Source organism: Ramlibacter sp. (genome assembly GCF_035627355.1).
In the GTDB taxonomy this organism is placed as follows: Bacteria; Pseudomonadota; Gammaproteobacteria; order Burkholderiales; family Burkholderiaceae_C; genus Ramlibacter.
Window position 1 is genome coordinate 50,833 of record NZ_DASPLW010000054.1, and the last position, 19,678, is coordinate 70,510.

21 protein-coding genes are annotated in these 19,678 nt (G+C 70.9%); 13 read left to right on the forward strand and 8 right to left on the reverse strand.

Annotated elements, in window-relative coordinates; translation table 11 throughout:
* Positions 1 to 16: 16 nt before the first annotated feature.
* From VEC03_RS13905 to VEC03_RS13915, 3 genes are read right to left on the reverse strand one after another with little or no spacing between them, the layout of a single operon-like run.
* Complete coding sequence (locus VEC03_RS13905) at positions 17 to 940, reverse strand: DMT family transporter (RefSeq protein WP_324916106.1); 924 nt, start codon at positions 938 to 940, stop codon at positions 17 to 19.
* A complete protein-coding gene (locus VEC03_RS13910) occupies positions 937 to 1,431 on the reverse strand; it encodes a methylated-DNA--[protein]-cysteine S-methyltransferase (RefSeq protein ID WP_324916108.1) in 495 nt (164 codons plus the stop codon). The genes VEC03_RS13905 and VEC03_RS13910 overlap by 4 nt, the downstream gene beginning before the upstream one ends.
* Positions 1,428 to 3,050 carry a DNA-3-methyladenine glycosylase 2 family protein gene (locus VEC03_RS13915; protein ID WP_414708499.1) on the reverse strand — a complete coding sequence of 541 codons (1,623 nt, stop codon included), beginning with the start codon at positions 3,048 to 3,050 and terminating at the stop codon, positions 1,428 to 1,430. Before VEC03_RS13915 ends, VEC03_RS13910 begins: the two co-directional genes overlap by 4 nt.
* A 103-nt stretch (positions 3,051 to 3,153) precedes the next feature.
* Here VEC03_RS13915 and VEC03_RS13920 point away from each other — a divergent pair, with 103 nt between their 5' ends.
* The 11 genes from VEC03_RS13920 to VEC03_RS13970 all read left to right on the forward strand — a co-directional run bounded on the left by VEC03_RS13920 (position 3,154) and on the right by VEC03_RS13970 (position 13,583).
* On the forward strand, positions 3,154 to 4,536 hold the full coding sequence (locus VEC03_RS13920) for a phosphomannomutase/phosphoglucomutase (RefSeq protein ID WP_324916112.1): 1,383 nt from the start codon (positions 3,154 to 3,156) through the stop codon (positions 4,534 to 4,536).
* Between the two features lie 203 nt (positions 4,537 to 4,739).
* Positions 4,740 to 5,813 (forward strand): lipopolysaccharide heptosyltransferase I, encoded by a 1,074-nt coding sequence (waaC, locus tag VEC03_RS13925; protein WP_324916114.1) that lies wholly within the window; start codon positions 4,740 to 4,742, stop codon positions 5,811 to 5,813.
* Positions 5,810 to 7,111, forward strand: a complete 1,302-nt coding sequence (locus VEC03_RS13930) for a 3-deoxy-D-manno-octulosonic acid transferase (protein ID WP_324916116.1) — start codon at positions 5,810 to 5,812, stop codon at positions 7,109 to 7,111. Before waaC ends, VEC03_RS13930 begins: the two co-directional genes overlap by 4 nt.
* 284 nt (positions 7,112 to 7,395) lie before the next feature.
* A complete protein-coding gene (locus VEC03_RS13935) occupies positions 7,396 to 7,704 on the forward strand; it encodes a GIY-YIG nuclease family protein (protein ID WP_324916118.1) in 309 nt (102 codons plus the stop codon).
* Between the two features lie 372 nt (positions 7,705 to 8,076).
* The gene (locus VEC03_RS13940; RefSeq protein WP_324916121.1) at positions 8,077 to 10,347 is read left to right on the forward strand and encodes a trehalose-6-phosphate synthase; all 2,271 of its coding nucleotides are present in this window, start codon (positions 8,077 to 8,079) and stop codon (positions 10,345 to 10,347) included.
* A 193-nt stretch (positions 10,348 to 10,540) separates the two neighbouring features.
* Positions 10,541 to 10,975 (forward strand): YciI family protein, encoded by a 435-nt coding sequence (locus tag VEC03_RS13945; protein ID WP_324916123.1) that lies wholly within the window; start codon positions 10,541 to 10,543, stop codon positions 10,973 to 10,975.
* Positions 10,976 to 11,012: 37 nt separating this feature from the next.
* The gene (locus tag VEC03_RS13950) at positions 11,013 to 11,357 is read left to right on the forward strand and encodes a hypothetical protein (protein WP_324916125.1); all 345 of its coding nucleotides are present in this window, start codon (positions 11,013 to 11,015) and stop codon (positions 11,355 to 11,357) included.
* Positions 11,358 to 11,416: 59 nt separating this feature from the next.
* Positions 11,417 to 12,379, forward strand: a complete 963-nt coding sequence (locus VEC03_RS13955; RefSeq protein WP_324916127.1) for a UDP-glucuronic acid decarboxylase family protein — start codon at positions 11,417 to 11,419, stop codon at positions 12,377 to 12,379.
* Between the two features lie 136 nt (positions 12,380 to 12,515).
* The gene (locus VEC03_RS13960) at positions 12,516 to 12,806 is read left to right on the forward strand and encodes a hypothetical protein (RefSeq protein WP_324916129.1); all 291 of its coding nucleotides are present in this window, start codon (positions 12,516 to 12,518) and stop codon (positions 12,804 to 12,806) included.
* Positions 12,807 to 12,898: 92 nt separating this feature from the next.
* Positions 12,899 to 13,267 (forward strand): VanZ family protein, encoded by a 369-nt coding sequence (locus VEC03_RS13965; RefSeq protein WP_324916131.1) that lies wholly within the window; start codon positions 12,899 to 12,901, stop codon positions 13,265 to 13,267.
* Between the two features lie 145 nt (positions 13,268 to 13,412).
* Positions 13,413 to 13,583 (forward strand): hypothetical protein, encoded by a 171-nt coding sequence (locus tag VEC03_RS13970; protein WP_324916132.1) that lies wholly within the window; start codon positions 13,413 to 13,415, stop codon positions 13,581 to 13,583.
* A 60-nt stretch (positions 13,584 to 13,643) separates the two neighbouring features.
* On the opposite strand, the gene VEC03_RS13975 is transcribed toward VEC03_RS13970, so the two are convergent.
* Complete coding sequence (locus tag VEC03_RS13975; RefSeq protein WP_324916134.1) at positions 13,644 to 14,681, reverse strand: hypothetical protein; 1,038 nt, start codon at positions 14,679 to 14,681, stop codon at positions 13,644 to 13,646.
* Between the two features lie 181 nt (positions 14,682 to 14,862).
* On the reverse strand, positions 14,863 to 15,516 hold the full coding sequence (locus tag VEC03_RS13980; RefSeq protein ID WP_324916135.1) for a hypothetical protein: 654 nt from the start codon (positions 15,514 to 15,516) through the stop codon (positions 14,863 to 14,865).
* Between the two features lie 189 nt (positions 15,517 to 15,705).
* Here VEC03_RS13980 and VEC03_RS13985 point away from each other — a divergent pair, with 189 nt between their 5' ends.
* Positions 15,706 to 15,999: a hypothetical protein gene (locus tag VEC03_RS13985; RefSeq protein ID WP_324916137.1), complete on the forward strand. Its 294-nt coding sequence runs from the start codon at positions 15,706 to 15,708 to the stop codon at positions 15,997 to 15,999.
* 61 nt (positions 16,000 to 16,060) lie between these two features.
* On the opposite strand, the gene VEC03_RS13990 is transcribed toward VEC03_RS13985, so the two are convergent.
* On the reverse strand, positions 16,061 to 16,222 hold the full coding sequence (locus VEC03_RS13990) for a hypothetical protein (protein WP_324916139.1): 162 nt from the start codon (positions 16,220 to 16,222) through the stop codon (positions 16,061 to 16,063).
* A 151-nt stretch (positions 16,223 to 16,373) separates the two neighbouring features.
* Positions 16,374 to 17,744 carry a hypothetical protein gene (locus VEC03_RS13995; RefSeq protein WP_324916140.1) on the reverse strand — a complete coding sequence of 457 codons (1,371 nt, stop codon included), beginning with the start codon at positions 17,742 to 17,744 and terminating at the stop codon, positions 16,374 to 16,376.
* A 351-nt stretch (positions 17,745 to 18,095) separates the two neighbouring features.
* On the opposite strand from VEC03_RS13995, the gene VEC03_RS14000 reads away from it, so the two are divergent.
* Positions 18,096 to 18,950, forward strand: coding sequence for a DMT family transporter (locus VEC03_RS14000; protein ID WP_324916143.1), 855 nt, complete (start codon positions 18,096 to 18,098; stop codon positions 18,948 to 18,950).
* A 19-nt stretch (positions 18,951 to 18,969) separates the two neighbouring features.
* On the opposite strand, the gene VEC03_RS14005 is transcribed toward VEC03_RS14000, so the two are convergent.
* Positions 18,970 to 19,678: BBE domain-containing protein (locus VEC03_RS14005; RefSeq protein WP_324916146.1), on the reverse strand; the 709-nt coding region annotated here is incomplete at its 5' end.

The window sequence follows — 19,678 nt, forward strand, 5'->3', positions numbered from 1 at the left end:
TCGGCCGATGCGCGGATCAGGCGTCGGCCTGCACCACTTTCGCGCGTGGCCAGCGCAACAGTCCCGTGGACAGGGCGGTGCCGAGCACGATCACGACCGCGCAGCCGAGCATCCATGCGGTCACGGTCTCGGCCAGGAACAGCACGCCGTAGAGCACCGCGAACACCGGCACCACGAAGGTCACCGCGAGCGCGCGCGCGGGACCGGCTTCCTCGATGAGGCGGAAGTACAGGATGTAGGCGAGCCCGGTGCACACGACGCCGAGCGCGACCAGCGCGAGCCAGGCCTGCACGCCGGGCGCCTGTGCCGGCCAGTACCAGATCGCAGGCAGGGCCAGCGCCGCGGTGGCGCCGAGCTGGCTGCCGGTGGCCGTCATCAGCGGCGGCAGGCCCGTCAGGTACTTCTTGGTCGCGCTGGCGGCGATGCCGTAGCACAGCGTGGCCAGCAGGCAGGCCGCCACCGCCCAGCCCGGCGTCGTGGCCGCGGCATCGAGCGTGAAGCTGGCCTTGTCGCCGGCCAGCAGCGCCACGCCTGCGAAGCCGATCAGCAGGCCCAGCGCGCGCATCGGCGCGGGACGGTCCTTCAGCCACACCCAGGCGACGACGGCGCCGAACAGCGGCACCGTCGCGTTGAGGATGGCGGACAGCCCGGTGGTGATCGTCGTCACGGCGAAGGCATAGAGCGCGAACGGGATGCCGGAGTTGACCAGTCCGACCGCGAACACCTTGGGTGCGTGCTGGCGCAGCTGCGGCCCCAGCCCGCGCCAGATCACCAGCGGCAGCAGGAAGGCCGCGGCGATGCCCACCCGCAGCGCCGCGGTGGCCACGGGGCCGAACTCGACCACGGCCAGCCGCATGAACAGGAAGGAGCTGCCCCAGATGGCGCCCAGCAGCACGAAGTCGACCACCCAGGCGCGCGGTCCGCGCGGGCCGGCGCTCAAGCGAGCCCCTCGAGCCGCAGCAGCGCCGACTTGCGGTCCAGCCCGCCCGCGTAGCCGGTGAGCGAACCGTCGGCGCCCAGCACGCGGTGGCAGGGCACGACGATGCACAGCGGATTGCGCCCCACCGCCGCGCCGACCGCGCGCACCGCCGCCGGCGCGCCTATGCCGGCGCTCAGCTCCCCGTAGGTGCGGCGCTCGCCGCAGGGAATGTGCAGCAACGCCTGCCACACCGACTGCTGGAATGGCGTGCCGCCCTGCAGGTCCAGCGGCAGGTCGAAGCGGGTGCGGCGCCCGGCGAAGTACTCGTCCAGCTGCTGCATCGCGCGCACCAGCACGGGGTGCGACGCATCCATGCGCCAGCCGCTGCTGTCCGGATGGTGCCGCTGCCCGTCGAACCACACGCCGGCCAGGCCGCGATCCGTGGCGGCCAGCAGCATGCCGCCGAGCGGGCTCGCGTGGCGGGCGGCGACGAGGGAAGGGTGGAATTTCATGATGGGTCCTTGGTGAGTAGCCCGCCGCCAAAGTGCAGGTCATTCCCGCGAAGGCGGGAATCCAGCCCTCGTGCCTTCGCAGCTGCCGCAGGCGCGTTGCGCTGGACCCCCGCCTTCGCGGGGGTGACGGTGGTACTCAACCCCGCCCACGCCCGGATCACCGCATAGCTGCGCCACGGCTTCCACGCCTGCGACGCCGCTTCGGCCGCGCGCGCCGGCTGGCGTTCCTGCTGCACGCCCAGCGCCTTGTGCAGCGCGACGTCACCGGCCGGGAAGGCATCGGGCCACCGCAGCGCGCGCATGGCGATGTACTGCGCCGTCCAGTCGCCGATGCCCGGCAGCGCCTTCAGCGCCGCGATCGTGGCCTGCACGTCCGCACCGCCGTGCAGCGGCAGCGCGCCCGATTGCACGGCGCGCGCCAGCGCGACGATGGCGGCCTGCCGCTGGCGCACGATGCCCAGCGTGCCGAGCGGATCGCCGTCGGCCTGCGCCAGCGCGCCGGGCGTGGGGAACAGCCGCCCGAGCCCGGCGTGCCCGGTGGCGACCGGCTGCCCGAAGCGCTCGACGATGCGGCCGGCCAGCGTGCGCGCGGCGGCCACCGTGATCTGCTGGCCGAGCACGGCGCACACCGCCAGCTCCCAGCCGCTGAAGGCACCCGGCACGCGCAATCCGTCGCAGCCCGGGAAGGCGTCCTGCAGCACCGCGTTGACAGCGAACGGATCGCAGTCCAGGTCGAAGGCCGCACGCGTGCGGCGGATGACCTGCGGCAGCGCCTCGTGCAGCGACTCGCTCACGCGCAGCACCAGCTGGTGGCGCGGCTCGTCGAAGCCGGCTTCGATCCAGCCCGCATGCGCGCGCCCGCCGACCGACACCTGCAGCGTGCGCCGCAGGCAGCCGTCCGCCGTGACCTGCTCCATGCCGGCGATCGCGCGCTGGCCGAAGAAGGCCAGCATCGCGGCCGTGTCGTAGGGCGGCCGGTAGCCCAGCCGCACCTGCAGGCCTTCGCCGTCCGGCTGCCGGCCCTCGCGCCGCAGCCGGGTCGGCGACAGTCCGTAGTGCTGCACGAACGCGGCATTGAAGCGGCGCAGGCTGCCGAAGCCGCTGACCAGCGCCACCTGCGTGATCGGCAGCCGGGTGTCGGCCAGCAGCTGCTTGGCGGTCAGGAGGCGCCGCGTCTGCAGGTACTGCAGCGGCGAGACGCCGAACTGTGCCTCGAAGATGCGGCGCACGTGGCGCTCGCTCACGCCCAGCCGCGCCGCCAGCTGCTCGACCGTGGGAACCGAACCGTTCCATGCATCGGGCTCGTCGAGCAGCCGTGCCGCCTGCTGCGCCAGGATGCTGCCGGCGTCCTGCATGGACCAGGCCTGCGCATGCGGCGCCAGCTCCGGGCGGCAACGCAGGCAGGGGCGGAAGCCGGCCCGCTCGGCCTGCGCCGCGTGCGTGAAGAAGCGGCAGTTCTCGCGCCGGGGCGTGCGCACCCGGCAGACCGGCCGGCAGTAGATGCCGGTCGAGGTGACGCCCGTGAAGAAGCAGCCGTCGAAGCGCGCGTCGCGCGCCTTCAGCGCCAGGTAGCAGGCGTCCGGCTGCAGGGTCTCGGGGGCGGTGGACATGGCACTCATCATAGGTGCGCGACCGGCGTGGACTCGCCGTTTCCGGACATCTCCCTGCGCCCCGCCTGCCTAGAATCCTCGATTCCCTTCCACGGACCCTCCAGCTCAACCCATGCAAGTCGACGCATCCATCTTCAAGGCCTACGACGTTCGCGGCATCGTGCCTTCGACCCTGAACGAAACCGTGGCCGAAGGGCTGGGACGGGCGTTCGGCACGCTGGCGAAGCAGGAGGGCGAAACGACCGTGGCCGTTGGTCGCGATGGCCGCCTGTCGGGGCCGGCGCTGTCGGCAGCGCTGGTCCGTGGCCTGCAGTCGGCCGGCGTGGACGTGATCGACGTCGGCGTCGTCACCACGCCCATGCTGTACTTCGCCGCCAGCACGCTGTGCACCAGCGGCATCCAGGTCACCGGCAGCCACAACCCGAAGGACTACAACGGCTTCAAGATGGTGCTGGCCGGCCGCGCCATCTTCGGCGAGGAGATCCAGGCCCTGCGCCGCGTGATGGAGCAGGAGAGCTGGGCGCGCGGCGGCGGCGGGAAGGTGCGCAACATCAACGTGGCGGCGCCGTACCGCGACCGCATCACCGCCGACGTGAAGCTGGCCCGCACCATGAAGATCGTGGTCGATTCGGGCAACGGCGTCGCCGGCGCGTCGGCCCCGGGCATCTTCCGCGCGCTCGGCTGCGAGGTGGTGGAGCTGTTCAGTGAGGTCGACGGCAACTTCCCCAACCACCATCCCGACCCGAGCAAGCCCGAGAACCTGAAGGACCTGGTCGCCGCGCTGAAGTCCACCGGCGCCGAGCTGGGGCTGGCCTTCGACGGCGACGGCGACCGGCTGGGCATCATCACCCCCGGCGGCCACAACATCTACCCCGACCGGCAGATGATGCTGTTCGCGCGCGACGTACTCACGCGCGTGCCGGGCGGCACCATCCTGTTCGACGTCAAGTGCACGCAGCGGCTGGCGCCCGCGATCCGCGAGGCCGGCGGCACGCCGCTGATGTACAAGACCGGCCACTCGCTGATCAAGGCGAAGATGAAGGAAGTCGGCGCGCCGCTGGGCGGCGAGATGAGCGGCCACATCTTCTTCAAGGAGCGCTGGTTCGGCTTCGACGACGGCACCTATGCCGGCGCGCGGCTGCTGGAGATCCTGTCGCGCGAGCAGGACCCGGGCGCGCTGCTGGAGTCACTGCCCACCAGCTTCTCCACCCCCGAGCTGAACGTGAAGTGCGCCGAGGGCGAGCCGCACCGCATCGTGGCCGAGCTGATGGCCAAGGCGAACTTCCCCGCCCCGGCCGAGATCTCCACCATCGACGGCGTCCGTGTCGACTGGCCCGACGGCTTCGGCCTGATCCGCGCGTCCAACACCACCCCGGTGCTGGTGTTGCGCTTCGAGGGGCAGACGGAGGAGGCCCTTCATCGCATCGAGGGCGAGATGCTGGGGCTGCTGCGCAGCGTGAAGCCGGATGCGGAGTTCGCGGCGGCGGGGCATTGAGGACAGCCCCCGTCATTCCCGCGTAGGCGGGAATCCAGACCTCCACTCCTTCCAGGGCAGCGGCTGGATCCCCCGCCTGCGCGGGGGATGACGACCTTCTGTCGAGGCGCCGCGCCCCGCCCAGGCGGCAGGCCCCCACCACCAAGCACCGCGCCCCGCCCCACACGAACCCCTCCCGCGCCTGCCCGACAATCCCCCCTTCCGTGAACATCCTCCTCGTCAAGCTCTCGTCCCTGGGCGACGTGGTGCAGACCCTGCCGGTGCTGCACGACGTGCACGCCCGCTTTCCGGACGCGCGCATCGACTGGGTCGTGGAAGAGGCCTTCGCCGACCTGGTGCGGCGCGCGCAAGGCGTCAACCGCGTGCTCCCGGTGGCCGAGCGGCGCTGGCGCAAGTCGCGCTGGGCCGCGCCGACCCGATCGGAGATCCGCGCCCACCGCGCCGCGCTGCGCGAGGTGGCGTACGACGCCGTCATCGACTGCCAGGGCCTGGTGAAGTCGGCCTGGTTCGCGCGCCAGGCCCGGCTGGCGCCGGGCGGCTTCAGCGCCACCTTCGGCAATGCCAGCGAGCTGTGCGGCTGGGAGTGGCCGGTGAAGTTGATGCTGCAGCGGCCCATCCCCATGCCGGCCCGCATCCACGCCGTCGCGCGTACCCGGCTGCTGGCCGCGCGCGCGCTCGGCTACGAATCGTCCGGCATCCACGAGCAGGCCCCCGTCTATCCCTGGCGTGCGGCGCCGGCTGCAGAGCCGCCGCAGGTGATGCTGGCCCATGGCACCACGCGACCGGACAACGAGTGGCCGCGCGCCGCCTGGACCGAGCTGGGGCGCCGCTTGGCGAAGGAGGGCTTCGAACTGTTGCTGCCGCAGGCCTCCGACGCCGAGCGGGCGCTGGGCGACGCGATCGCAGCCGAGGTGGGCGATGCGGCCCGCGTGCTGCCGCGCATGAACCTCGCCCGCCTGCTCGACGTGATGGCCGGCTGTGCCGGCCTGGTCGGCGTCGACTCGGGCCTGTCGCACATGGGCATCGCATTGGACCTGCCGCTGGTGCAGGTGTTCAGCCAGCCGCGCGTGTGGCGTGCCGGCCCCGTCGGCCGGCCGCACCAGCGTGCGGTCGGCGGCGATGCCGCGCCCGACGTCGATGCGGTGTGGCAGGCCTGGCAGGCGTGCTGGCGTGAACGAGCGGCACGGAGCACGCAGGCAGTGACGTCTGAGCCCGCGGAAATGGCGTCAGCTGGTCATCCCCGCGAAGGCGGGGATCCAGACCTCGAAGCCCCATGATCCGCCGCCTCTATTCCCTGGTCATGCGCGGCGCGCAACCCCTGCTGCGCCGCAAGCTGCGCCGCCGCGGCGCCGCCGAGCCGGGCTACCTGGAGGCGGTGGACGAGCGCTTCGGCTACTACGCGGCGCCGGCCACGCCGGGCGCGCTGTGGGTCCATGCGGTCTCGCTGGGCGAGACGCGCGCCGCCGCCATCCTCGTGCGGGCCCTGCGCGAGCGCGATCCCTCGCTGCGCCTGCTGCTCACGCACGGCACCGCGACCGGCCGTGCCGAGGGCGCGAAGCTGCTGCGCGAAGGCGACGTGCAGGCCTGGCTGCCCTGGGACACGCCGCAGGCCGTGCGGCGCTTCCTCGCGCATTTCCAGCCGGCCGCCGGCGTGCTGATGGAGACCGAGGTCTGGCCCAACCTGGCCGAGGCCTGCCGCGCCGCGCAGGTTCCGCTGGCCCTGGCCAACGCCCGCCTGTCCGACAAGTCGCTGCGCCAGTCGCTGCGCATGAAGCGCCTGGCACGGCCGGCCTACGCGTCGCTGCACGCCGTGTGGGCGCAGACGGATGCCGATGCGCAGCGGCTGGCGCGCACCGGCGCCCGCGTGTCGGGCGTGTTCGGCAACCTGAAGTTCGATGCGCGGCCCGACGAGCGCCTGCTCGCGCGAGGGCGCCAGTGGCGCGAGCACCTCGCGCGGCCGGTGCTGATGTTCGCCAGCTCGCGCGAAGGGGAGGAGGCCGCACTGTTCGCGGCGCTGGCCGCTGCGCGGTCGAAGCGAGTCGGCTCCCGCGGCGAAGCTGGCCGTTCGGCGATGCAGTGGCTGGTCGTGCCGCGTCATCCGCAGCGCTTCGACGAGGTGGCCGCGCTCGCGCAGCAGGCCGGCCTCACGGTGTCGCGGCGCAGCAGTTGGTCCGATGCGCAGGGGCCGGCGCCGGCCGAGGTCTGGATCGGCGATTCGCTGGGCGAGATGCCGCTGTACTACGGCCTCGCCGACGTGGCGCTGCTCGGCGGCAGCTTCCTGCCGCTGGGCGGCCAGAACCTGATCGAGGCGGCCGCTTGTGGCTGTCCGGTCGTGATGGGACCGCACACCTTCAATTTCGCGCAGGCTGCCGAGAACGCGCAGTCCGCCGGCGCGGCCGTGCGCGTCGGCACGCTGGAGGAGGGCATCGCCGTCGCCACGGCCATCGCGGCCGATCCGAAGCGTCGCGACGCGCACGTGCAGGCCGCCCTGCAGTTCGCCCAGGCGCACCGCGGCGCGGCGGAGAAGACGGCAGAGGCGGTGCTGGGATTGATGCGGTCGCGTCTCTCACGCTAGGACGCGCTTCCGGCCTGAACATTCGCCGTAGGCGCGTCGCGCTGGATCCTCCTACTTCGCGGAGGATGACGAAGACAGGGCGGAGGATGACCAATACGCCGTCATTCCCGCGAAGGCGGGAATCCAGACCTCTGACCTGAGCAGCTGCCGCAGGCGCGTCGCACTGGATCCTCCACCTTCGCGGAGGATGACGGAGAGGGCGGAGGAGCGCTCTCGTCAGCACTGATGGGATTCATCGCCGCGAAGCCGCTCAGGCGATCAGCCCCTTCGCTACCGTCCGCCCCATGCCCGACCAGCAACCCGCGGTCTACATCCTCGCCAGCCAGCGCAACGGGACGCTCTACATCGGCGTCACTTCGGACCTGATCGGCCGCGTGTGGCAGCACAAGAACCATGTCGTCGAAGGGTTCACCGAGCGGTACGAGGTGGTGCATCTCGTCCACTACGAACTATTCGGTTCGATGGAGCACGCGATCCGGCGCGAGAAGCAGCTCAAGAAGTGGAATCGCATCTGGAAGCTGCGACTCATCGAGGAGGGCAATCCGCAGTGGAGGGGATTTGTGGGAAGAGGTGTTGGGGATGGAAGAGCCTGAAGGTTGAGCCGCGATCTCCAACTTTGGTCACCCCCCGCGAAGGCGGGGGATCCAGTCGCGACGCGAAGCGTTGCCAAAATCGGAAGCACTGGATTCCCGCCTTCGCGGGAATGACGGAAACCGGCGGGAATGACGCAGCCTGCGGGAATGATGGGGACACGGGCCCGCGGCGATACCGCAGCGTTCAGCTGAGCCAACCAAACCCCATTTCCCGCTCCTCAAGCCCCAGCGGTAAAGTACACCCTCCCGAACCAACGCACTCTGCCCTAGAGCGGCACGAGTCCTGGGCTGCGGCAATGCCTGCCGGGCCCCTCCCCGAACGGCCCCACGGGTCGTACCCTGCGGGGTGACTCGCGGCCGGCGCTCCCCTTGATGAAAGCAATCAACCTCCAGCTCCGCTTCCTCGTTCCCCTGATCATCGTCCTGACCGCGGCCGCGTACCTCGCGTTGCCGGTGATGGACCGCCTGACCCTGCGCTGGTTCGCCCGCGACATGAACCTGCGCGGCAACCTGGTGGCCAACGCGTTGTCGGAATCGATCGCGGAGGCGTTGCAGGACCCCAAGGGCCGCAAGCTGCAGCAACTGTTCAACCGGGCGGTGGAAGACGAGCGGATGGTGGCGATCGGCTGGTGCTCGCCGTTCGGCGAGCTGCTGGTGCGCACGGCCAACTTCCCGCGCGACCTCAACTGCCTGGAGGCCGAGCAGCTGGGCACCGAGCCCGATCCGCAGCTGCGACTGCCCAGCGGCCCGGTGCACGTGAGCGCGCACGCGGTGCGCGCCGAATCGGGCCCCGTCGGGCAGCTGGTGCTGCTGCACGACCTGAGCTTCATCGATCGGCGCAGCCAGGACACGCGCCAGTACCTGATCATCCTGATCGCCGGCCTCGGCGTGATCATCGCGCTGGTCACCATGATCGTCGCGCAACTGAGCTGGCGCGGCTGGGTGTCCGGCACGCGCGCGCTGCTGCGCGGCGAGGGCCTGATCCGGCCCCTGGGCGGCGGGGCGCCGGAGCTGGAGCCGATCGCGGCCGAGCTGCGCACGCGCCTGCGCGACCTGGAGGACGAGTACCGCCGCAGCCACATCCCGGACATCGGCTGGGACGCGCCGCGGCTGCAGGGCCTGCTGCGCAGCCAGCTGCGCGGCGACCAGGTGATCGTGGTCTCCAACCGCGAGCCCTACATCCACGAGAAGGGGCAGGACGGCAAGCCCTTCGTGCGCCGTCCCGCCAGCGGCCTGGTCACGGCGGTCGAGCCGGTGATGCGTGCCTGCTCGGGCACCTGGATCGCGCACGGCAGCGGCACGGCCGACCGCGCGGTGGTGGACCGGCACGACCGCGTGCCGCTGCCGCCGGGCAAGAAGGAGTACCAGCTGCGCCGCATCTGGATGACCGAGGAGGAGGAGCAGGGCTACTACTACGGCTTCGCCAACGAAGGCATGTGGCCGCTGTGCCACGTGGCGCACGTGCGGCCGGTGTTCCGCGAGTCCGACTGGCACGCGTATCGTGAGATCAACCAGCGATTCGCCGACGCGGTGGTGGACGAGGCCCGCGGCGAGGATCCGATCGTGCTGGTACAGGACTACCACTTCGCGCTGCTGCCCGCGATGGTGCGCGCCAAGCTGCCGCGCGCAACCATCCTGACCTTCTGGCACATCCCCTGGCCCAACCCCGAATCGTTCGGCATCTGCCCGTGGCGGCAGGAGATCCTGGAGGGCCTGCTGGGCAGCACCATCATGGGCTTCCACACGCCCTTCCACTGCCGGAACTTCATCGATTCGGTCGACCGCTACCTGGAGGCGCGCATCGAGCACGAGCACTCCACCGTGTCCTACCGCGGCGCCAAGACCTTCGTCGAGGCCTACCCGATCTCGATCGAGTGGCCTTCCGCGGCCGAGACCACGCAGCTGCCTTCCCCTCAGGAGTGCCGGCGCCAGGTGTGCGAGGCGCTGGACATCCCCGGTGCGCACCACATCGCGGTGGGCGTGGACCGCTTCGACTACACCAAGGGCATCCTGGAGCGGCTGCACGCGGTCGAGCGCATGCTGGAGAAATACCCGCAGTGGCGCGACCGCTTCACCTTCGTGCAGGTGGCGGCGCCCACGCGCGCCCAGCTCGAGGAGTACCAGACCTTCCAGCAGCGCATCACGCAGCTGGCACATCGCATCAACGAGCGCTTCGGCACCCACGGGCACGACGTGGTGCGGCTGCTGGCGCAGCACCACGAGCACGACGAGGTCACGCGCCTGTACCGTGCCGGCGACGTCTGCCTGGTCACCAGCCTGCACGACGGCATGAACCTGGTGTGCAAGGAGTTTGTGGCGGCGCGCGACGACGAGCAGGGCGTGCTGATCCTCAGCCGCTTCGCCGGCGCCGCGCGCGACATGCCCGAGGCGCTGGTGGTCAACCCCTACCACGTCGAGGAAGTCGCCGACGCGCTGCACCGCGCGCTGCTGATGCCCGCGGCCGAGCAGCGCGAGCGCATGTCCAACCTGCGCAGCAACGTGCGCGAGTACAACGTCTACCGCTGGGCCGGCCGCATGCTCACCGACGCGGCGCGCTGGCGCCTGCGCGAGCGCATCTCCGAACGCGTGCAGCGGCACGGGGACGTGGAGGGGACCAACGGGCGGGGGGAGATGGCGGCGTAGGGGGGTCGTCATTCCCGCGAAGGCGGGGATCCAGACCTCCGCCTCACCCAAAGGCCGAGGCGCGTTGCGCTGGATCCTCCGCCTGCGCGGAGGATGACCAGAAAGGGGCGGAGGATGAAATGTCGATCCCGACCCACTTGATCCGTCGTACCAGAATGGGCACCAGCTGCCCTCTCACCGAAAGGAGCCCCCGATGCGATTCATGGTGATGGTCAAGGCCACGGCCGACAGCGAAGCGGGCGTGATGCCCTCCGAAGAGATGCTGGCCTCGATGGGCCGGTTCAACGAAGAGCTGGTCAAGGCCGGCGTGATGGTCGCGGGCGAGGGACTGCACCCCAGCGCCAAGGGCGCCCGCGTGCGCTTCTCCGGCAGCGAGCGCACCGTCATCGACGGCCCGTTCGCCGAAACGAAGGAGCTGGTCGCCGGCTTCTGGATCTGGCAGTGCAAGTCGATGCAGGAAGCGATCGACTGGGTCAAGCGCTGCCCCAACCCCATGCCGGGCCCTTCGGAGATCGAGATCCGCCCCATCTTCGAGGCCGAGGACTTCGGCGAGGCCTTCACGCCCGAGCTGCGCGAGCAGGATGAGCGGCTGCGCGAAGAGCTCGCGCGCAAGGGCCAGCCAAGTTGAACTCGCGCCCGCACATGCGACCGACGCAGCGCCGGCCATGATCTTCGCCCTCTGCGCCTCCCGGCGGACGCTGCTCGTCTTCGGCTCCGACGCCGAAGCCATCGCGCACGCCGAAGACGTGGACCTGCAGGCCGGCGGCTGGCAGTTCTTCGACGCGTCCGGCGCGCCCCTGCAGGTGGTGACCGCCGGCGACCACCCGCGCTGCTTCTTCGTCGCGCCCGACACGCTCTACCTGCGGCCGGCGGGTGGGAGCGTCCAGCTGGAGCAGTTGCTGGGGGAAGTGGATGTCGTGCAGGGGCCGCCTTCGCTGGGCGATGTGGCGGCTGTGCGGGCGTACTTGACCCGGCCCCTCCCGAAAACGCGTGTATCGTCCCAGCCGTAGAGCAAGCATCCCGGCCCCCACGCCAAGCCGGCACAAGAGGAATGACAGCTTCCAACCCCATGCGGACTTACAACCTGGTCAAGCGCGTGCTCGTCACGGGCGGCGCCGGCTTCCTGGGCAGCCACCTGTGCGACCGGCTGCTCGCGATGGGCCACGACGTGCTCTGCGTGGACAACCTGTTCACCGGGTCCAAGGCGAACATCGAGCACCTGCTGCCGCACCCGCGCTTCGAGTTCCTGCGGCACGACGTCACCTTTCCGCTGTACGTCGAGGTGGACGAGATCTACAACCTGGCCTGCCCGGCCTCGCCCGTGCACTACCAGCACGATCCCGTGCAGACCACCAAGACCAGCGTGCACGGCGCGATCAACATGCTCGGCCTCGCAAAGCGGGTGCGTGCCAAGATCCTGCAGGCCTCTACCAGCGAGGTCTACGGCGACCCCGAGGTGCACCCGCAGCCGGAGAGCTACTGGGGCCGCGTCAACCCGATCGGCCCGCGCTCCTGCTACGACGAAGGCAAGCGCTGCGCAGAGACCCTGTTCTTCGACTACCACCGGCAGCACAAGCTGCGCGTGAAGGTGGTGCGCATCTTCAACACCTACGGACCGCGCATGCACCCGAACGACGGCCGCGTGGTGTCCAACTTCATCATGCAGGCGCTGCGCGGCGAGGACGTGACGATCTACGGCGACGGCTCACAGACGCGCAGCTTCTGCTACGTCGACGATCTGGTCGAGGCCATGATCCGCGCGATGGGAACGGACGACGGTTTCACCGGCCCCGTCAACATCGGCAACCCCGGCGAGTTCTCCATGCTGGAACTGGCGCAGCAGGTGATCGGCATCACCGGCTCGCGCAGCCGCATCGTGTTCACGCCGCTGCCTGCGGACGATCCGAAGCAGCGCCGCCCCGACATCACGCTCGCCCAGCAGGCCCTCGGCGGCTGGACGCCGCAGGTCGACCTGGCGACGGGGCTGCGCAGGACGATCGACTACTTCAGGGCAGGGATGGGAGAAGGGTAGGGCGGCGGGTCGCCACCTTCTGGTCATCCTCCGCGAAGGCGGATCCAGCGCAAAGCGCGCATTGCCCTGGGTAGGGACGGAGGTCTGGATTTCCGCCTTCGCGGGAATGACAGATCGCTTGCGCTACGCTCCAGCCATGCCGCCGCTTGCGACCGCCCTTGTCGTGATCCTGGCCACCTTCGGCATTGCGATGGTGCTGGGCGCGCTCACCCGCAACACCTTCTTCTCCGTGGTCGCGCCGCTCGCCGTGCCGGTGCTGGTGATGGCGCCCGGCCTGCGCGGCCCCGCCCTGGGCCAGACGCTGCTGGTTGCGCTGCCCTACGTGATCGGCGGGGCGCTGCTGTCGATCGTGGTGTCGTTGGCGGGTGTGTACGCCGGGCGCTGGCTCCGCGGCCGCCTGGCGGCGCGCGGGAAGGGCGGCGCGTAGCAGCCGGCGCCCCCGCATCGCCTGCCCGCACGTATGATTCGGCGCTTCCCGCAAGCGCCGATCCAAGCGCGATTCGCACAGCAATCCCACGCATGGAAAGTTCCCTCCGCCGCACCTCGATGCTCGCCTTCTTCGTGTGTGCGGGAGCCATCCTGTACATCGCCCTGGCGCCGGTGCCCGACCACCCGACGCTGTCGTACGGCGACAAGCTGAACCATGCGCTCGCCTTCTTCGTCCTGGGTTCGCTGGGCTCGATCGCCTGGCCGGCCAGCGCGCGGGCACTGCTCGGCGGGCTGGTCGGCTACGGGGTCCTGATCGAGCTGCTGCAATGGCCGGTGCCCGGCCACAACGCCGACCCGCTGGACGTGCTGGCCGACCTGGTCGGCGCGCTGCTGGCCATGGTGCTGATCAAGGCCTGGCGCGCCTGGGTTCTACGCCCCCGCGAATCGACTGCGCGCTGAGGCACCCAGGCCGGCCGGGCTGGTCGCACCCACGGCGTCGAGCCGGCCCAACATCCGGGTCTTCCGGGCGTCGCGCCACGTCCGACAAGCGCGCAAGCTCTCGTCCTACAAGCCCATCGGTGATTGCGCCCCGACCATGGTTCGCATGAAACGCGACCTGCCCGAGCAAGCGGCGCCGCCCCCGCCGGACGAGTTCGACTCGTCCGACGAGTCGCCGAGCAGCCTGCTGGCCAGCCGGGCCTTCTGGCTCGGCGGCCTGGTCAGCCTGGCGATCTGGGTCGGGGTGATTTCGCTGATCTATCTCGCCTTGAGATAGGGGCGGGTCTGGATCCTCCGCCTTCGCGGAGGATGACGAAGCGCAGTGCTCCCGTCTTTCCTAGAACCACGTCGCACTGAACGACGGCGCGTCCCGCAGCCACTCGTGCGCGTGCGCGCACACCCGCTCGGCCAGGCGCTTCATCGGCTCGTGCGCGGCCATCGCCGAGACGTGCGACAGCGCCTGCGCCGACTCCAGGACTTCCTCCGGATTCCGGCCCACCATCGCCCGCTCCAGGCGCGCCCACCAGGCGAGCGACTGCATCCAGCTGCCCGCCGGCAGGCGGGAGGCGCATGCCAGGCAGGCCAGGTAGTGGCCATCGTCGCCGGCCGCGTCGCCAGCCAGGTGGGCGCCCTGGAACTCCGCGAATGCCAGGAGCAGCAGCAGCGCGGCCCTGGGCACCGACTGCACCAGGCCGGCGGTGGCGCCGATCGCCTTCAACTGCCGGGCCCGCGCCAGCAGGCTCTCCAGTTCCGAGGCATCGACGGGACGACCCTGCAGTCGCTGGTCCACGCCGCGCAGCGCCTCGGCGAAGGCCGCATCCACCAGCGGCTGGAACGACGCGTCGCGCGTGCCGGCCTGCTTGCGCGCGATCTCGCAGGCGGCGTCCAGCGCACCGCGCGCCGTGCCGTGGTCGCCGGCCCAGAGCGAGGCCACGCCGACGGCATCGAGCGCGGCTGCGTGCAGCAGCGGCAGGTGGCGCGAGCCGGACACCGCCTCGGCGGCGGCACGCAGCGCCTCCTCGTCGTGGCCCAGCGCGCTTTCCACCCGGCTCACGGCCAGCAGGGCTTCCAGCGCGCCGGCCTCGTCGCCTGACTCGCGCGACAGCTGCAGTGCGGCCTGGGCGAATCGGCGCGACCAGTCGAACTGCGACTCCAGGGCCAGCGCGCGGGCCAGCAGCAGGGAGGCGGATGCTTCACGGCGCTGGTCGTGGTGCGCTGCGGCGGTGGCCAGGGCCTTTTGCGCGCGGAGCCGGGCGTCGGACCAGTGGCCGTCGGCCCAGGCCTGGTGGGCGGCGGCGAGGTCGTCGTTGTCCGGCGCTGCAGGCGCCGAGTGGGAGTCAGCGCCATGTTCGAGCGCCGATGAAGGCGGGAGCACTGGATTCCCGCCTTCGCGGGAATGACGCAGTTCGCCTTCGCGCGAATGACGGAGTTCGCCTTCGCGCGAATGACGGAGTTCGTCCGGACTCCCGCCTTCGCGGGTCCCACCCTCACGCGAATCCCGGTCCGGATCGAAGGGCCCCTGCATGTCTTCCGTCCGGTGGGCCCGTCCGACGATTTCAGCCGCCGCGGCCCTGGCGCAGGTGCTCGCGCGCCTTGGACCGGGAGATGCCCAGCTGTTGCGCCAGCGCGGTCACAGCAGCTTCCTCGCTGTCGTCCTGGTCGCGCGGGGCGATCCGCTGCAAGGTGCGGGCGACGCCCTTCTGCAGCGGCCGCACCACCTGGAAGGGATGCAGGCCGAGCTCTGACGCGCGCGTGACCACCGCGTTGATCGACATGGACACCACGCCCAGCCCGCTGAAGCCTTCCGCCAGCGCCGCCTCGAAGCCATGGTTGATCGCACCGGCGGCGCGGTAGTGCGCATGCTCCGTCACGGCTTCGTCCTGCACCTGCTCGGTCGTGGCGAAGGACAGGGGGCTGTGGTCGATGGCGCAGCGCATCAGGTAGTTGCCCAGCAGCACCGCGACACGGGTGCCTTCCGGCGACATCGCGTGATCGGCGATGCGCGCGGGGTCGGTGCCGGGCAGGTTGTCCAGGATGCGCTGCTGGTCCTGGATCGTGAGGCCGGCCGGGAAGACGCTGGCCAGCAGCGCCAGCGAGGCGGTGGCCATCGAGAGCGCGGTGCCCCGCGGATCGGCCTGGACCAGGTCGGCCAGCCGGGCCAGGATCAGGGCCTCGGCCTGGCGTCGCTGCGAGTCGGATTGCTCCAGCATGCTGCCTCCCTTCTTCTTATCGGGGAGGAATGCTAACGAGATGAAAATTTCATTGCAACAAAAAGCATAACGAAGCACCGACGCACTCGACAGCAAGGGCCCGCATATGTTGGTCGGCACACTTACATCTGCTCGCCAAGTTTGCCGGCCAGCCATGGTGCAGCGACAACCCTGCAGGAGGATCGCCGCATGGACTTCCAACGCATCGCATCCGCCGCAGTGCTCGCAGCAACCGGGCTGCTGGGCGGTTGCGCGGTCTACTCCGATTACCCGGGCTACGCCACCTATCCCGCCGCGCCGGAGGTGTATGGCGCTGCCCCGGTCGTCGTGGCGCCGGCGCCGGTCTACGCCGCGCCGCCGCCCTGGTACGGCCCGAGCATCAGCATCGGCATCTCGGGCCGCAGCGGCCACCGGCACCGCCGTGACCACGACCACGACCGCGGCGGACGCGAGCATCGCCGCCACGGCGGCCACCGTCACTGACGTGCGAATCGCGCCCACCGGCGCCTGAACGCGGCGCCGGGCAGGGCGCGTCGATCCGCCCCTATTCGCTGCGCTCGTTGCTGGCGCGCTCCCTGGCCTGCTGCTGGTCGCTGCGCTTGGCGGCCTTGCTCTGGACGATGGCCAGGCGCGCCGCTTCGGCGCGTTGCTGCTGGACCGGCTGGCGCCGCTTGCTGTTGTCTGCGTAGCGCGTGCGTTTGCTCATGGGGTCGTTCCTTCCATGGGGAAAGCGACCCATGCTAGGCGGCGCAGCAGCGGCACGAAGCTGGGCAATCAACTGTTTCCAGCGCACGCGCGCCGTCCATGCCTATGCCCCCGGCACCTCGAGGTGGCATGGCCGCAAGTCCGGTGGCGTTTCAGCGTGCCATCAGGTAGGTGTTGGGGTTCTCGTCCGCCCGGTGGAATGCGGCGACGAAGTGACCGTCTGCGCCGCCCTTGATGTCGATCCCGGATCCGGCGCGCACGGTCGTGCCGACGGTAGGGCTGACCCAGAAGGTGAGCCGCCGATCGAACTCCTGCGGCCCACCGAGCGGATGGCCCGCCAGGTCCATGCGCTGCAGGAACAGGCTGGCCGAGATCTGGCGCGAGCCCGCGTTCTCGACCTGCCAGGCCACGCCGTAGCCGGATGCACCGAGGGACAGCACCCGCAGGTCCGAGGGCGGCAGCTCCAGCACGTTCTCCTGCACGGCGGAGACGACCTGGCCTTCGGGCGTGAACACCGCCGTGCGGACGAAGGGCCGCGTGTTCTCGCCGGTCGCGCCCCAGGCAATGGCGACATGACCGTCGTTCAGCGCTTCGGCGTCCACCGGGAAGACGGTCTGCGACGGAAAGCCCGGCAGCGCCACGGTTGCGGTGAGCGGCGACAGGTCGGCCGCGAACCGGCGCATGTGCAGTGTGTGGGTGTTGGGTTCGCCGAACGCGCGCTGGTGCCACACGGCGACCACGGTGCCGTCGGCCAATGGCGCCACGCCGACGCGCTCCTGCGGGGCGCTCGCGTCGTCGACGCGGACATCGGCGCCCAGCCGATCGCCGTCGCCCGAGAGGCGCTGCAGGTACGCCCACTGGGGTGCGGTCAGGACCTCCTCGCCGATCCAGGCCAGGACGAAGCCATCGCCTTGCGGCTCGATCACCGGTCGCGACACGCCGGCGTACAGGCTGGCGCTGGCCTGCGTCTCCCACATGGGTGACGCGTCCCGCGTGAAGCGCTTGGCCTGGACCGCCGTGACGCTGTTGAACTGGGTCGTGGGCTGGCTGGTTTCGTGGCGCCAGGCGATCACGAAGCCGCCGTCGCCGGCCGGCGCCACGGAGACTCCGCCCAGGCCGAGCGGACTGCTGCCGTCGGCGACCGCCTCCACGGCGGTGAACGTGTCGCCCACCAGCGCCCCGGCGGCATCGGTCAGCCGGCCCAGGATCGCATTGCCCTGCACCCACAGCACCACGTTGCCGCCGTCGGACAGGCGGGCCACCGCGGGCGCATCCAGGTCGCTGGCATTGCTGGCGACGATGTCCGGGCCGAACGCACTGAAGGCCTGCGGCGAGGGCGCGGGAGCAGGCGTCGATCCGGACCCCGCACCGGCGCCACCAGATGCGCTCGCCGGTGTGGCACCGGCGCCGGTGCCCGCCACCGGGGTGCTGCTGCTCCCCGCATCGCCAGAGCCGCCGCCGCCGCAGCCCGACAACACCGCTCCGAACAGCGCGCCGAGCGCGAGCCTGCGCGTGCACCGCATCTGGATCTCCCTGGAGGTTCTTGGGTTCCAGCGATTCTGGGAAGGCGGACGCGCGCCAGGTTTGAGGCGCTGTGAGAGTTGTTCGGTTTCGCGACAAACGCGACGGGGCCTATGCTGGACGACCGCAGCGCGCGACCGTCCGCAGTCCCGCCTGCGCTAGAGTTCGTGCGCCCAACCCCCCAGGAGTCGCCTTGCTCTCACGCCTGTTCGTCCTAGCGGCTCTCGCTGCGGCCGCTGCGACCGTCGCGGCCCAGCCTGCCGAGTGGTGGGGCCGAAGCACCCATGCTTTGATCATGAGCCCCGCCTAGCGCGGCCCGCGAAGCTCCACGCACCCGCACGAGAGAACCGGACTTGACCCCCCCACGCCTGGCCCTCCTGACGGCGGCCTCCATGCTCGCCTTCGCAGCCAATTCGCTGCTGTGCCGCTGGGCCCTGCGCGACACCGGCATCGACCCGGCCACCTTCGGGATCGTGCGCCTCGTCTCGGGCGCAGCGGCGCTGGCGCTGCTGGTGCGGCCCACCGGCGCAGACGGCCAGGACGGCCAGGACGGCGACTGGCGCTCGGCCTTCGCGCTGTTCGCCTACGTGGCGGCTTTCTCGTTCGCCTACGTGCAGCTGTCGGCCGCGGTCGGCGCCTTGCTGCTGTTCGGCGTGGTGCAGCTGACCATGGTGCTATGCGGTCTGGCCGCGGGCGACGGCGCCACCGCCGGCCCCATGGCCGGCCTGGCGGTGGCCCTCGCGGGCCTGTACGTGCTGGTGTCCGCGCAGGGCGCGACGGTGGAGGGCAGCCTCTGGGCCCAGGCGCTGATGGCCGCGGCCGGCGTGGCCTGGGGCATTTACAGCATCCGCGGCCGCCGATCGACCCACGCCAAGGCCGTGACGCGCGGCAACTTCCTCCGCGCGGCGGCCCTGTCCGCCACCTTGCTGCCGCTGGCCGCGATGCAGTGGCAGTGGGACCCGCGCGGCCTGGCGCTGGCCGTCGTCTCCGGCGCCCTGACCTCGGGCGCCGGCTACGTTGTCTGGTACTCGGTCACCCCGCACCTGCGGGCGATCCAGGCCTCCACCGTGCAGCTGAGCGTCCCGCTGATCACGGCCGTGGCCGGGATCCTGTTCCTGCAGGAAAGGCTGGTGGCCAGCCAGGTGCTCGGTGGGGCGCTGATCCTGGGCGGGATTGCGTTGACGTTCAGGCGGCAAGAAAAGCGGTAAGCGGCCCACCAGCACCGCGTCACGATCGGGCCGCTGGCCTGATGTTCTGGTTGACGCGGAAGAGGTTGTCCGGATCGTAGCGGGCCTTCACGGCCGCCAGGCGCGGGTAGTTGTCCCCGTAGGTGGCCTGCACACGGCCGTCGGCCTCGTCGTCCATCATGAAGTTGACGTAGGCGCCCTCCAGGTTGAACGGGTGGACGGCTTTCCAGTAGGCACGGCCCCAGTTCCTGAGCGCCTCGGCCTTGCCCGGGTCCGGGTCGATCCCCGCGATCACCATCGACCAGGTGGCGTCGCGCGCGCTCCAGGCCGTTGCATCCTTCTTGACGCGCTGGGCGGCGCCGTCTATGGGGTACAGGTGCATCAGGCAGAAGTCGCTCGGCGCATTGGCCGCCTGCGCGATGTGGGTGTCGATCGCCGAGCCGGACAGCGTCTTGACGAAGTCGCCCTTCCAGTACCACTGCAGGCCCTTCGGGAAGAACGGGTCGAACATCGCGTTGATCGCCGGGAACGGCATCTCGCCCATCCAGTTGAAGATGGGCGCCGGCAGCTTGCCGAGCAGCCCGGCCATGATCTTCTCGCCCTCGGCGGCGCTCCCGTTGTAGCTGCCGATGATGGCGCAGGCGCGCCGGCCCCAGTAGTCCTTCGGGAACGGGTCCATCGGGGGCACCGTCTTCAGGCCGACGAACACGCCCAGGTCTTCCGGCGCGGTGGGCAGGAAATCGCGGTAG